General features: G+C 38.6%; 14 protein-coding genes. 8 read left to right on the top strand and 6 right to left on the bottom strand.

Going from position 1 to position 13,147, the window contains the following annotated elements; translation table 11 throughout:
- Positions 1 to 9 precede the first annotated feature (9 nt).
- From I2483_RS00110 to hslO, 4 genes are read left to right on the top strand one after another with little or no spacing between them, the layout of a single operon-like run.
- Complete coding sequence (locus I2483_RS00110) at positions 10 to 957, top strand: LLM class oxidoreductase (RefSeq protein ID WP_207173092.1); 948 nt, start codon at positions 10 to 12, stop codon at positions 955 to 957.
- Positions 958 to 973: 16 nt separating this feature from the next.
- Positions 974 to 1,195 carry a DUF896 domain-containing protein gene (locus I2483_RS00115; RefSeq protein WP_207173093.1) on the top strand — a complete coding sequence of 74 codons (222 nt, stop codon included), beginning with the start codon at positions 974 to 976 and terminating at the stop codon, positions 1,193 to 1,195.
- Positions 1,192 to 2,184: an MsnO8 family LLM class oxidoreductase gene (locus I2483_RS00120; protein WP_207173094.1), complete on the top strand. Its 993-nt coding sequence runs from the start codon at positions 1,192 to 1,194 to the stop codon at positions 2,182 to 2,184. The genes I2483_RS00115 and I2483_RS00120 overlap by 4 nt, the downstream gene beginning before the upstream one ends.
- A 27-nt stretch (positions 2,185 to 2,211) precedes the next feature.
- The gene (hslO, locus tag I2483_RS00125; RefSeq protein WP_346267677.1) at positions 2,212 to 3,090 is read left to right on the top strand and encodes an Hsp33 family molecular chaperone HslO; all 879 of its coding nucleotides are present in this window, start codon (positions 2,212 to 2,214) and stop codon (positions 3,088 to 3,090) included.
- Positions 3,091 to 3,218: 128 nt separating this feature from the next.
- Here hslO and I2483_RS00130 read toward each other — a convergent pair whose 3' ends face one another.
- The 3 genes from I2483_RS00130 to I2483_RS00140 all read right to left on the bottom strand — a co-directional run bounded on the left by I2483_RS00130 (position 3,219) and on the right by I2483_RS00140 (position 5,729).
- On the bottom strand, positions 3,219 to 4,478 hold the full coding sequence (locus I2483_RS00130) for a TolB-like translocation protein (RefSeq protein ID WP_207173095.1): 1,260 nt from the start codon (positions 4,476 to 4,478) through the stop codon (positions 3,219 to 3,221).
- Between the two features lie 111 nt (positions 4,479 to 4,589).
- A complete protein-coding gene (locus I2483_RS00135) occupies positions 4,590 to 4,862 on the bottom strand; it encodes a DUF2277 domain-containing protein (protein ID WP_207173096.1) in 273 nt (90 codons plus the stop codon).
- A gap of 312 nt (positions 4,863 to 5,174) precedes the next feature.
- On the bottom strand, positions 5,175 to 5,729 hold the full coding sequence (locus I2483_RS00140; RefSeq protein WP_207173097.1) for a helix-turn-helix domain-containing protein: 555 nt from the start codon (positions 5,727 to 5,729) through the stop codon (positions 5,175 to 5,177).
- A gap of 114 nt (positions 5,730 to 5,843) precedes the next feature.
- Here I2483_RS00140 and I2483_RS00145 point away from each other — a divergent pair, with 114 nt between their 5' ends.
- Complete coding sequence (locus tag I2483_RS00145) at positions 5,844 to 6,428, top strand: LysE family transporter (RefSeq protein WP_207173098.1); 585 nt, start codon at positions 5,844 to 5,846, stop codon at positions 6,426 to 6,428.
- A 441-nt stretch (positions 6,429 to 6,869) separates the two neighbouring features.
- Here I2483_RS00145 and glnA read toward each other — a convergent pair whose 3' ends face one another.
- On the bottom strand, positions 6,870 to 8,204 hold the full coding sequence (glnA, locus tag I2483_RS00150) for a type I glutamate--ammonia ligase (protein WP_207173099.1): 1,335 nt from the start codon (positions 8,202 to 8,204) through the stop codon (positions 6,870 to 6,872).
- Positions 8,205 to 9,119: 915 nt separating this feature from the next.
- Here glnA and I2483_RS00155 point away from each other — a divergent pair.
- Positions 9,120 to 9,323, top strand: a complete 204-nt coding sequence (locus I2483_RS00155) for a hypothetical protein (protein ID WP_207173100.1) — start codon at positions 9,120 to 9,122, stop codon at positions 9,321 to 9,323.
- A gap of 535 nt (positions 9,324 to 9,858) precedes the next feature.
- Here the strand turns inward: I2483_RS00155 and I2483_RS00160 are convergent.
- Positions 9,859 to 10,536 (bottom strand): ABC transporter ATP-binding protein, encoded by a 678-nt coding sequence (locus tag I2483_RS00160; protein WP_207173101.1) that lies wholly within the window; start codon positions 10,534 to 10,536, stop codon positions 9,859 to 9,861.
- A gap of 1 nt (position 10,537) precedes the next feature.
- Positions 10,538 to 11,572 (bottom strand): ABC transporter permease, encoded by a 1,035-nt coding sequence (locus I2483_RS00165; protein ID WP_207173102.1) that lies wholly within the window; start codon positions 11,570 to 11,572, stop codon positions 10,538 to 10,540.
- A 240-nt stretch (positions 11,573 to 11,812) separates the two neighbouring features.
- On the opposite strand from I2483_RS00165, the gene I2483_RS00170 reads away from it, so the two are divergent.
- Positions 11,813 to 12,229, top strand: a complete 417-nt coding sequence (locus I2483_RS00170) for a HEAT repeat domain-containing protein (RefSeq protein WP_207173689.1) — start codon at positions 11,813 to 11,815, stop codon at positions 12,227 to 12,229.
- 129 nt (positions 12,230 to 12,358) lie between these two features.
- Positions 12,359 to 13,000 carry a GGDEF domain-containing protein gene (locus I2483_RS00175; protein WP_207173103.1) on the top strand — a complete coding sequence of 214 codons (642 nt, stop codon included), beginning with the start codon at positions 12,359 to 12,361 and terminating at the stop codon, positions 12,998 to 13,000.
- Positions 13,001 to 13,147: the final 147 nt, after the last annotated feature.

The raw sequence follows: 13,147 nt of genomic DNA on the forward strand, positions 1-13,147 counted from the left end.
ACAACTATTATGAATGATTTCCAATCTCATCAAGGCTTTGCACGAACATTTAAAGAGAATAAATTAACGCTGGGACTAACATTTCCTTTGGAGTCGTATACAGGAAGTTTTCCAACGATGGATTTAGATGAGCAAATGATACTGGCGAAAAAGGCGGAAGGTCTAGGATTTGCCTCTTTATTTGTCAGAGATTCTCCCCTTTACGATTCGGATTTTGGTGATGTTGGAGCTCTATACGATCCGTGGGTGTTTCTTTCTTACGTTGCAGCACATACGGATCGAATTGCTCTTGGTACTTCAAGCATTGTGACGACATTGCGCCACCCACTTCACGTAGCAAAATCAGCTGCCTCGCTAGATAAAATATCGAATCAGCGGCTGTTATTAGGTGTTGCCACTGGTGATAGGCCCATTGAATTCCCGGTATTTAAAGTGGATGTTAACGAAAAAGAAGCGTTATTTAGAGAATCTATAGTGGTAATGAAAAAAGTCTGGAAAGAAGCATTCCCGCAAATACAGACAGAGCGAGTTGACATGCTTCAAGGTGATATCGTTCCCAAACCAATTTTATCTGCTATTCCAATTTTGGGAACGGGGTATTCTGGCCAGACAATTGAGTGGCTAGCGGAGCATACAGATGGTTGGTTATTTTATTCTCAAGGTGTCAATGAACAGCGCGAACTTGTGAAAAAATGGCGGCAAGCAGCTGGCGGATTCAAACCATTTGCTCAAGCTTTGGCAATTGATTTATCAGAGAATCCAAATGAAGCACCCAAACCAATAAAGGGTGGGTTTAGATCGGGTTATCGATTTTTAATTGATTATTTACATGCTTACGAGGATGCCGGAGTTAATCATGTAATGTTTGGGCTGAAGAATGGAACACGCCCTGCAGCAGAAGTGATTCAAGAATTGGGCGAATATGTGCTTCCTCATTTTACTGCAAATAAATTATGAAAGAAGTGGAATATAGATGATTAAAGGTCTAGATCGTATTAATGAATTAGCAAAAAAGCAGAGGGAAGAGGGGTTGACCAATGCCGAAATGGTAGAACAAACCGTCTTGCAACAAGATTACTTACGCGAAATTCGCGGACAGGTTCTTAATACCGTCTCAGGAATAACCGTTCTGGATCCACTTGGCAATGATGTGACACCTGACAAAGTACAAGAGGAAAGGAAGTTAACTACATGAGGTTAAGTGTACTGGATCAAGCACCCGTTACGAAAGGAAATAGTGCGCCGGATGCTTTAAAAAAAGCAGAAGAACTGGCCGTTTTGGCAGATGAATTGGGCTACCATCGCATGTGGATGGCTGAACATCATGGAACAAACGTTTTTGCAAGCTCGGCTCCTGAGGTGACAGCGGCTCATTTAGCGGCTAAAACGCAACAAATTCGTATTGGTACTGGCGGCACAATGATGATGCATTATTCTCCGCTAAAACTAGCTGAAGTATTTAAAACACTGAGCGCATTCTCACCAGGTCGAATTGATTTTGGTGTGGGTCGAGCTCCGGGAGGGGATAATGATTCCATCTATGCTTTATCCGAAGGACGCCCTCCGATGTTGAACAATATGTATGAAAAATTTGAACTAGCTCTGCAATTGATCAACGATGATGTACCAGAAGATAACCTATACAATAAAACGATCGCCACGCCATCCCATATTGTTTTGCCCGAAGCTTGGTTATTGGGTTCGAGTGGCAATAGTGCCATTCAAGCAGGGCGTATGGGCGTTGGCTATTCTTTTGCACAGTTTTTTAATGGTCAGCTATCCAAATCGACTTTAGATACGTATAAGAAGAATTTTCAACCGTCAGCGTTTATGGAGAAACCGGAAATCAATGTTTCCTATATGGTGACAACAGCTGAAACAGCAGAAGAAGCTGAGTTTGAGGCTGCACCTCAAGATATTTGGCGTTTACTGTTTATGAAAGGCAAAGTCGGGCAAGTTTTGACACCTCAAGAAGCCGGTGATTATCCACTGACGGAAATGGATCGTATGATGATCAAAGAGAGTCGTAAAATTCACTTTGTGGGATCTTCGAAAGAAATTGCAGCGCGATTACAAGAAGAGCAAGAACGATATGGATTTGATGAAGCGATGATTTGTAGCATTCCTCATTCGCAAGAGAAACGTTTGAATGGCTATCGCTTATTGGCAAAAGAGCTTTTTTAACTGTGAATGAAGAAAGGAATGTATGAAGTGAAGGATTATTTAGTAAAGGCAACTGCTTACAATAACCAAGTACGTGCTTATGCGGTGAGAACAACAGAAAGTGTTGGCGAAGCTCAACGTCGCCATAAGACATGGCCAACTGCTTCCGCTGCACTTGGACGTTCTATGACAGCCAGCGTGATACTCGGTGCAATGCTCAAAGGTGAGGAGAAAATAACGGTCAAAATAAATGGCGGTGGTCCACTTGGAACCATTCTGGTAGATGCAAATACCAAAGGGGAAGTCAGGGGCTATGTCACAAATCCTCAAACTCATTTTGAGTTAAATGAACAAGGTAAATTAGATGTGAAAAGAGCAGTTGGAACGGATGGAATGCTAACTGTATCAAAAGATATCGGATTACTGCAGCCCTTTGTTGGGCATGTCCCCCTTGTATCGGGTGAGCTAGATGAGGACTTTACTTCCTATATTGTTCTTTCAGAGCAAGTAGCTTCCTCAGTAGGAGTGGGTGTTTTGGTAAATCCTGATCATACAATCCAAGCAGCAGGGGGGTTCATCATTCAACTTATGCCTGGTACAGATGAGGAGACAGTCAATGCCATAGAGGAACGTTTGAAAGGAATGACTCCTATTTCTTCGATGGTTGAGCAAGGTATGACGCCGGAACAGATACTAGAACACCTACTGGGTACTGGAAATGTGAAATTTTTAGAAGAAATTCCTGTTCATTTCCAGTGTCAATGCTCCGTGGAGAGAATTTCCAATGCCATCTTCAGTTTAGGAAGTGACGAGATACAAGATATGATTCAGACGGACGGGCAAGCTGAAGCACACTGCCATCTTTGTAATGAACACTATCATTTCTCTAAAGAGGATTTACTATTATTATTGGAAGCTGCGGTTTAAAGGGCTTCTTGAAACAAATTGCTAGAGCTACTACATTTCACTTTTCCAGATAAGTTGTTGCATACACAAATAAGCCACTCCACTAAAGAGATGGCTTATTTATATTCTCTTTCACATACTACGCTCAATCACCGTGATGGAAAAAAGTCATACGACTCTAGCCCTATATCATGGACCCACACTTTTGCATGGTCACCATTTGGATCAGCCACCCATAAATCACCTTTTAAAGTTACTAAATCACTTTGTCTTGTCCAAGTGATTTTATTTATGGAAGGTAAAAAAATGGGTGTAAAATCCCCTTGGCCTTTTGGAGGCTTCGTTATTTGTATTTGTTTTGGATCGGTTAGTGATAATAGATACAATACCGGTTTAGGGCGCTTGTTAGCCTCATCGGACCATTCGGTTTCCGGTACTCTGGAAACGATTAATGAAGCATTATCTACCCATGAAAAACCCATTTCAGCATAGTTTTTTGGTGTAAGCGTTACTGTTTGATCGGCAGGGAGTTCGGTTACTTTTAGATCCTTATTTTTAAAACCAAAGACAATCCTTCCGCCCCCTGCAATATAACCGAGCAAGTTTTTGGTGTAAGCCCATTTCGGCTTGGATTCCTGGTTGAGCTCATCAATCACTTCAAAGTTTTTGCCGTCTACAGAAATCACGCAAAGCATATCGCTGTCCATCGACCATGAAGCAGTAGGGGATACGACAAAAGCTATCCATTGTTTGTTTGGAGAATACGTAAACGAACCCGCGCCGATCGAGATGATTTTCACGTCATCTTTTCCTAGCTCTTTGGGTATTACAAATAATTTTTTGGCGTTATTTGTTAAGGTATTTCTGTTTTGATAGCTCTCAATCGAAATGGTGTAAAGAATTGGATGGGTCCAGCCATCTGGGCGGGGAGTAGCACTTGATGACGCGATAAAACCTTTCCCATCTGGCTGCCATGCATAATCGTCAACACCTAAAGCAATATTATAGAAGTGTTCCAAATCAGCTATATTCAATACACCTACAGCACTAAAGGCAACAATGTTCTCTGTTGGAGACCATTTTGGATTAGAGCCGTCATAAAAAATTTTGCGATGCTTTTTTGTTGTGACATCATAAATCCATAATTCATTTGAAGTTCTTTTTGTATCGATTATATTGCCAGCCACTTCTTTTTGATAAAGAAGCATTTTTCCGTCGAAAGACCATTGAGGAGGATAATTATACGTCGCTTTTTCTTTAGTCAGTTTAACTTCTTTGTCATCGACCTTGAGCCATAAATAGCCGTCGCGAATAAAAGCAATTTTCACATCGGATGTGTTCGTTTGCGCATGGATAAGGGACGGAGCCATTAAACATAAGACCATCAGGAGTTGTACGATCTTTTTCATAACTTCACCTCATGTCTTGTATGTTGTCCTGGAAACGTAAACTTAATCATTTCTAATTTTCACAGTTACTAATGGGCTATTCCGGCCATAAATCTTAACCTTTCATGAAATCTATTCAATTCCAAATCTCTTTACAGTTCTAGCACGAGCACGTTCTGCTTCAATTTCTCTATCACGAGGCTCGGCATTCGTTACTAGTGTGTTTAGTAGATTTTGCGTAGCCATAGCCACGTCCTCAATAGCCCGATTAATAGCATCCTCGTTTGCTTTCGATGGTTTGTTGAAACCAGAAACCTTGCGAACATATTGAAGTGACGCTGCATAAATTTCATCGTCGGTAGCTGGAGGGGCAAAGTTAAATAGTGTTTTAATGTTTCGGCACATATCGTTCACCTCTTTTGTTTGTCTTATTTTCTAGATTGTATCATATTCCTCTGAAACCTCTTATAGACTAGATAGATTCGAAGAGTAAAACTGGAAAAAAGTGATTTTATGTTAATTCTAAGCCATCGAGACAATTTCGATGGCTTGTTTTTAGATGACTACATTTCGAAGGAAAACGATTTTTTGAATAATTACAAGTAGGGTAATGGGTGTAGGAGAGGTATTTGATAAAAAGCTTTCCAAATAAACTTCTCCCCCTGGAAATAAAAAATACGGTTTGTTGAATCAATTACTACCTAAGAACGGATTTTTTTAAGTAGGGTAATATAAAACCATACTTAAGCGAGTTAATGTTTCCCCCGAATTATGATAGCTATGAGGTCTGTCAGCTTTGAATCGGATGGAATCACCACTTTTCACGGTGTGTTCATCATTATTTACACGGACAGTGAGTTCCCCATCAAAAATTGTTAATAGCTCCTCAGTGCCCTCCAAGTGCGAATCAGCGCTAAGGAACCCTCCTTTTTCTATCTCTACTGAATACACTTCAAAGCGTTTGTCATCTCCGAAGGGAAAATGGGGATAGACCCGATATTTTCCGTTGTCTTCAGATAATGGTTGAATGTCACTTCCCAACACGATTTTTGTGTCTGGCTGCGGATTATTGACTAGGGCAGTAAAGGAAATCTTTAAGCCATTTGCTATTTTCCAGATTGTTGTAATGGTTGGGGCCGATTCACCTCTTTCAATTTGTCCGACCATCGTTTTGCTGACGCCTGTCAATTCTGCTACCTTTTCCAAACTTAATTTCTTAGTTTCCCGTAAAGCTTTTAGGTTTTTGGCAATGATTAGATGAATTTCTTGCATAAAGACACCCCAATTTCATCTGTACAATATAACGCCTGAATTGTACAATAAAAAGAATGCGTTATACCGCCCGTTTTGGACAGTATAACATATACGTTGAAGGAGAGGTCTAATATGTCAGTAGTATCATTCTTGTTATATGTTTTTGTCACAAGTTTTACGCCAGGCCCCAATAATATCATGGCCATGTTATTTGCGAATAAATATGGGTTTAAGAAGACACTCCGGTTTTGTTTTGGAGTAGGTGCAGGCTTCTTTGTTATTATGTTATTAGCTAGTTATTTTAATCTATTGCTTCATAACTTCATTCCGAAAATTGAACTTCCCATGATGATCCTGGGAGCGGGCTATATGTTGTATCTAGCTGTAAAAATAGTAACCAGTAAAAATAGTGAGAACGACGATGAAACAGGCAAGTATAATAGTTTTTTGGCGGGCATGCTTTTGCAATTTGTAAATCCAAAAGGTGTTCTATATGGAATAACGGTAATGGGAACGTTCATCCTGCCGTACCATACATCCAATGTTAGCTTACTATTTTTTTCATTATTTTTGGCTGTTGTTGGTTTTATGAGTACTAGCAGTTGGAGTCTGTTTGGTTCAATGTTTCAAACGTTTTTATCAAAATATAGAAATCAGTTTAATATAGTGATGGCCTTGCTGTTAGTGTATAGTGCAGTTTCGATTTTTATGGGGTGAACTATTCACAGAGAAAATTGCTCCTTAACATCTGGGAATAGCAGAGGGGAAAGTAAAAGTTGGGGATATCTTTATTGCTTAATTTTCGGGTGACTTTCCAAATATAGGGAAGGTCCTAATTTACAGGTAAGTGTATGGATAAGGACTTTGAATTTTATATGGAAGGATTTGAAGATACCAAGAACCGGGGGAGAAAATTCATTGGATCGGTGCTCTAAAAGGCAAGGCTTATAAATGCGGTGAACTTGGGTGAACGCTACTGTGAAATATCCCAGAGTCAATACTTCATAGAACCCTTGGAACCACCTAATGGTGATTCCAAGGGACCAAAAGTATGTTATTTGGTTTCGAAACCTTGCTTCGTTCATGTTAATTGTGCCAGTGTATACCGAAGGCTGTGTGGGAGGTTGAGAGTTAATTGCTCCCTTTTACTCGATTATATCAGTACCTCTTCATATACTGTTCAACTTCCCATGGGTGAACGTTAATTCGGTAATTCTCCCATTCCAATTTTTTCTCTGCCATAAAGTTCGTGAAAATGTGCTTGCCGAGGGCTTCTTGGATAATTTCATCTTTATCAAGTGAAATGAGAGCGTGGTCAAGGTCCGTAGGTAAAGTACCGATACCTAATTCCTTAAGATCGGAAGGATTCATTTCGTAAATATTACGGTCAACTGGCATTGGTGGTTCGAGTTCACGTTTAATGCCGTCTAAACCTGCTTTTAAGATTACAGCCATTGCGAGATAGGGATTTGCGGCCGAGTCAACTGAACGAACTTCGATTCGAGTACTTATGCCTCGAGATGCTGGGATTCGGATAAGTGGGCTGCGGTTTTGGGCAGACCAGGCAATGTAGCATGGCGCTTCGTAGCCAGGAACAAGACGTTTATAGGAGTTAACTGTAGGATTTGTCACTGCTGTAAAACCAGGTACATGTTCAAGAACGCCAGCCATGAACTGATAAGCTGTTGTGCTCAATTGTAATTTACCATTTTCGTCAACGAAAGCATTTTCGCCATCTTTGAATAGTGAAACATTGCAATGCATACCTGACCCGCTGACACCGAAAAGAGGTTTTGGCATGAAGGTAGCATGCAGGCCGTGTTTACGTGCGATTGTTTTAACCACAAGTTTGAATGTTTGGATGTTGTCACAGGCGGTGAGTACATCCGCATATTTAAAGTCGATTTCGTGTTGTCCTGGTGCGCACTCATGGTGGGATGCTTCAACTTCGAATCCCATTTCCTCTAGTTCCAAGACGATATCACGTCGACAGTTTTCTCCAAGGTCCATTGGGGCGAGGTCGAAATAGCCGCCGTTGTCGTTTAATTCCATTGTCGGTTGCATGTTCTCATCGAGCTTGAATAAAAAGAATTCTGGTTCTGGTCCAAGATTGAAGTCCGTAAATCCAAGCTCCTTCATTTCTGTCAATACACGTTTTAAATTGCCACGAGGATCACCTGTAAACGGCGAACCATTGGCAAGAGAAATATCACAGATAAGGCGTGCAACTCTTCCTTTTCCTGAGGGCCACGGGAATACCATCCATGTGTTAAGATCTGGTATGAGGTACATATCGGATTCCTCGATACGTACAAATCCTTCGATTGAAGATCCGTCAAACATCATCTTATTGTCTAGTGCTTTTTCGAGCTGGCTGATGGGAATTTCCACGTTTTTGATCATTCCTAAAATATCGGTGAACTGAAGTCGAACGAAATTCACATTTTCTTCTCCTACAAATTTGCGAATGTCTTCTTTTGTATAATTCCTCATCATGCCACTCTCCTTAAGTATCGTTAATTACGGATTACTCCATAACATTTTTCTATAATAAAGCAAAAAGTTACCATTAACAAGATTTTTTTTAACTAACTCTTCATTTGTTCTAACTCAAAAACCAGAATACTTAATAAGTATTTTTCGATTATAAGATGATTTTGAGTAATTTCACCTTAGGTTTGTTGACGTAAGAACTCCAAAACCGCTTCTCCATCCAAAGGTCTGCAATAACGATACCCTTAAATACAATCGACATTCATTTGAAGCTGGATTTCATGCTCCGCTTCTTCTTCAACGCCTTCAGCGACGATAGTAAAGCCAAGCCTAAGTAAACATAAAATAGGTGGTCGCTAGTTTACGCTTACTTTCGAATGTATGACACAAGATAAGCTCATTACGACAACTCATATAAATGAGATATATTAAACCTTATCATTAGCTTCAAATCTGGCACTAAATCCTTCTGTTATCCACTTACATAACGCATCGTTATCAGTGGTGTTTAAAGGAGATGACGCCGCTACAATACCGTCGTCATCTCCTAGTAAGGTTAACTATATTTGTTGAAAGTATTCTCCAGTTCGGGGAGGCATCCCCAAGCGTCGAGCATTGTAAGTGAGGCCCTTTCGTTCAATTTATATAATGGTTCTTCTTATAAGTGTCCGTATTACAGGGAGCAGTTCAATAGGGATGATTTATGTGTTTTAATCATTATAATTGAACGCATTATGGTCTAGTGGAAGATCCTACCCTGATAGCAGGGAAATTCGGCATATGGATTGACTGATAAACTAGAAAGAGCATAGGTTTTTTAAAATTAATTTCAGAAACCCCCCAGTAGTCGCCGAATTTCGGTTATACTAAAGAGAAGCAAAATTAATCATTATTCGTTAGTAAGGAGGATTTTAAATGACTGAAAACAATGAAGCAAATGAACAAGAAACGGCAAAGAAAAAAATAAGCTTAAAAGAAGTGATACAAAAACAGTTAGAAGCAAAGAAAAACCAAACTTCTGATAACAATGCAAAAGGCAATCCAGCACAATCTGCTAAAAAAATGCAAAGCCAACAAGCAAAACAAGTTAGCAGTGCTCGTAGAAAAATGGGTTCATAATGAAAAGGCACAAACCAATTATCCTATTGGTTTGTGTTTTTTTACGGAGAAATTGGATTCTATATGAGGGGTATGTTTATACTTGGGCAAACAAAGGCTTATTTGGGTATCCATCTTGTACAGTTTGAAAAAGAGGATTTACAGTTAATGCAGGGGATAATCCATTGTTTTATCTGTTCTATCAATTAGAACTCTAAGTTCAAAAGTTGGCTAAATTGAAGTAGAAACAAGCCCTTTTCGAATGATATACTAGCAATATTGGAGATGATGGGCTTTGTGTAATCAGACTGAAAAAGATATATTACTTCTAGAAGCGGAGCAATTCATACATAGATGTTATGCAGAACTTGGGATGACAACTGAGCAACAATAGGAGATGAAAATAAAAAAACAGCCATTTTAAGGAATGGCTGTTTCGGGTTAAAGTTATTCAGCTATAGTAATACAAACTATATGTTCATAGAATACACATCGTAAAAAGATGCTTAAAGTGATTCTATATCTATTATTTTACCAGTGCTAAGATGGTCTATTCTCAAGATAACACCAATCCATCTTTCATTGTGATAATATGATCTGCATACGTAAGCATTTCTTCATCGTGTGTCACCATTAACGTTGTAATATTCAACGTTTTTGTCAATTCACGAATCAATGTCATGACGTCTTTTGATCTCTTTGAGTCAAGGCTTGCTGTCGGCTCATCTGCGAACAACATTTTCGGTTTGTGGATGATTGCGCGAGCAATTGCCACACGTTGCTTTTCTCCTCCTGATAAAGAAGCAGGGTAGGCATCTTTCCGATGATCCATATCCACCAATTTGAGAATCTTTTCAACTTCCACTTGTTGTTCTCGTTTTTTTAACTTGGTTTCAGAAACGTCAAGCATCAGCAATAATTGTTCTTCTACTGTCAGAAAAGGGACAAGATGCGATGATTGAAAGACAAAACCGAACTCACTTGCTCTGATTTTTCTAATCTGATCCTGATTCATGTCAGTCATGTTTTTCCCTTCAAATAGCACTTTTCCGTCCGTTGCACGTTGAAGTCCTGCTGCTATTGTAAGAATCGTACTTTTACCAGAACCAGAAGCGCCTACTAACGCTGTTATTTCACCTTCTCGAAGTGAAATATTAATCCCTTTTAATACTTGTTCATCCACTTCACCGTTCGTAAATGTTTTTGTAACTTCATCAATTGTGAAAATCGTCATATTAAACCTCTCCTTGTTGGATAGCTTGCAATGGTTCTACTTTTTTAATTTGCAGACCGGACAATGTCGCTCCTATAAATCCAATAATTAGGAATACAACCGATAATTGAACAGTTGTATCAAGTGTTAAACTAAATGGCATTCCTTTAGGTGCAATCAATGCAAAGCCCTGGCTCAAAGCGACTGACAGTCCAAGCGCTATCACAGTGATAAAAATCATCTGGTACCACATCATGCCGAACAATCTACTTGTTTTAACTCCTAGTGCTTTTAAGATCCCATATAATCCAATCTTTTGAACGTTCATCATGTAGAAGAATATTGCGAACAACATTCCGCTAATGGCAACCAAAAACCAAATGATCATATTGAGTGACATCTGTTCGGCACTGTAACTTGGAATCGTATTGAGGAATTCTTTATTTGAAAATGATTGTAAACTCGTTACCACTTGTTCTTTTTCTGTACCTGGTACAAAAATCAATTGCATTTCATTGACACGGTAAATTTCTTTATAGTTTTCCATGTTAATAAATGCGACAGGCTCATGGCTGTATTTCTTTTGATCGACAAAACCTTTCACTTTAAATTCGCCACTGAATTGATTATTTGTTAATATATCGCCAAGCTTAATCCCCTCATCTTCCAATGAACGATCTAAGATTACTTCTCCTTTACCGACAGACTCAAACGACTTTGAATCTGTTGAAGTAACGAAAGCGATACTATGCTGCTTATCGTCCATATCGTTTACAAACCCCATCTGAATGGAGAGTGCTGCTGCGTCTTTTTGTTCATTTAATACAGTGGTTTGTACACTTTCATCTATTCTTGAAAGATTGTACGTTTCGTTTGCATCTGCATTCATGTAAAATTGACCATCTGGTAAATCTTTAATTAATGCTGCATTATCTTGAGATAAACCGTTCGCTAACCCAGAGATGATAAATGTTAAAAAGCTGACGAGAAAAATGATTGATCCTAAAATGATAAACTTCGTTTTATTCTTCTTAATTTCTTTCCATGCAATATTCATCTTTGCGCCTCCCGTATTTCTTAATAACTTAACTATAATCTGACAAGGTGAACGGAATATGAACAGATGATTATATTTAAAAAAGTGGCGGATTATATGAAAAAAGGTATGTAGTTCAGCAGATAATGGTACAATACATATTGAAGGGTATTGTATGTAACATGTAGAGTTACCCTTAACTAAACAGGATATTGAAATAGAAGGAGATTGGATCACTTGACTAATGAAATTAAAAATGAAATGCCGCCAAATTACGATGAATTACGGAAGGCAGTTAACCGGGCATCGAATTGGAGACTACGTTTAGATACGATTGATGAATTAGGACAATGGAAACATAAACGGACTATCGATATACTTTTACACAGAATGAACAACGATGCCGTATATAAAGTAGTAGAAGCCGCTCACCGCAATCTTGTGAAATTTGGTGAGGATGTTGAATTACCACCAAGAAATCGATTTGAATTGATTAAAGATGCCAACAAAGTTTTCCTCAGAATTAAGAAAAGTTTGCCAAGAGATCACACGTTCGAAGAATATAAAGAAAAGTTGAAGAACATGAGACTTGATTTGTACGACACGTATGAAGGTGACAAAGGCGAAGAGTTTGAAGCATGGCTTGAAAACGTATGGGAAACGGCAAATAAAAAGTAAAACGCTTCAAAGTTCTTGTGTTATTTAAATAGGATAAAAAACGATTGCAGTTAGTTTGCAATCGTTTTTTTGCGAATAAACCTAAGGTAGTGTATTATGCCCATAAGAATAGGGAAATGAGTGAATTTCATGGAGTATAATGGCAGGATTGTGGCGATTGGTATAGTCGGATTGTTTAACCTTCTACGGTATTTTTACTATCATCAGTATTTGGAACTTCCATTTAGGGCGAACTTTTTTATTTTAACAACAATTTTTTTAGCAATTGCTTATTGGTGCGGAAAACAATTTGATAACGTAAAATATTATTCTGAAAAAGACTATTTAACAGATACCTACAATCGACGAACGATAGAACAGTCGTTTCAAAAAATCGCAAAAATGTATAGAAGAGAAAATCTCAAGTTAGGTGTCATCATGATGGACCTTAACAGATTTAAAGAAATAAATGATACATATGGACATCATAAAGGTGACGAATTGTTAATCCATCTTGCTGTGATCATAAAAAAATTCGTTAAGAAAAATGATATCGTAGCACGATGGGGTGGGGATGAGTTTTTGATTCTAGTACCTGATTGTAAAAATAATTTCGAACGAGTTTATATACAGGGTCTTCAAAAGGTATTAGCGAATGAAAGATTTGACGAATTCCCTTCCGTGGGAGCCTCCGTTGGTTTTGCAATTTATCCTGATGACGGGCAAAATTTTCAAGAGTTAATCCAAATAGCTGATGGAGCGATGTATAGGGAGAAGAAATCTAGATCATGAACTTGGATGTCTTAAATATCGAATAATTTATAACCGTAAGAACGTGTTCAACTAAACGTTCTTACGGATTTTTCTGTTATTTATTTGAAGGGTATCTTGACATTTTATCAATATGGCTTATTATTAATTGAATCCCGATGAAACCAA

The organism is Sporosarcina sp. E16_3, from assembly GCF_017347125.1.
In the GTDB taxonomy this organism is placed as follows: Bacteria; Bacillota; Bacilli; order Bacillales_A; family Planococcaceae; genus Sporosarcina.

Coding starts and splice junctions, on each gene's coding strand:
- I2483_RS00110 (WP_207173092.1), top strand. CDS start 10: ATGAATGATTTCCAATCTCATCAAGGCTTTGCACGAACATTTAAAGAG.
- I2483_RS00115 (WP_207173093.1), top strand. CDS start 974: ATGATTAAAGGTCTAGATCGTATTAATGAATTAGCAAAAAAGCAGAGG.
- I2483_RS00120 (WP_207173094.1), top strand. CDS start 1,192: ATGAGGTTAAGTGTACTGGATCAAGCACCCGTTACGAAAGGAAATAGT.
- I2483_RS00130 (WP_207173095.1), bottom strand. CDS start 4,478: ATGAAAAAGATCGTACAACTCCTGATGGTCTTATGTTTAATGGCTCCG.
- I2483_RS00135 (WP_207173096.1), bottom strand. CDS start 4,862: ATGTGCCGAAACATTAAAACACTATTTAACTTTGCCCCTCCAGCTACC.
- I2483_RS00140 (WP_207173097.1), bottom strand. CDS start 5,729: ATGCAAGAAATTCATCTAATCATTGCCAAAAACCTAAAAGCTTTACGG.
- I2483_RS00145 (WP_207173098.1), top strand. CDS start 5,844: ATGTCAGTAGTATCATTCTTGTTATATGTTTTTGTCACAAGTTTTACG.
- glnA (WP_207173099.1), bottom strand. CDS start 8,204: ATGAGGAATTATACAAAAGAAGACATTCGCAAATTTGTAGGAGAAGAA.
- I2483_RS00155 (WP_207173100.1), top strand. CDS start 9,120: ATGACTGAAAACAATGAAGCAAATGAACAAGAAACGGCAAAGAAAAAA.
- I2483_RS00160 (WP_207173101.1), bottom strand. CDS start 10,536: ATGACGATTTTCACAATTGATGAAGTTACAAAAACATTTACGAACGGT.
- I2483_RS00165 (WP_207173102.1), bottom strand. CDS start 11,572: ATGAATATTGCATGGAAAGAAATTAAGAAGAATAAAACGAAGTTTATC.
- I2483_RS00170 (WP_207173689.1), top strand. CDS start 11,813: ATGCCGCCAAATTACGATGAATTACGGAAGGCAGTTAACCGGGCATCG.
- I2483_RS00175 (WP_207173103.1), top strand. CDS start 12,359: ATGGAGTATAATGGCAGGATTGTGGCGATTGGTATAGTCGGATTGTTT.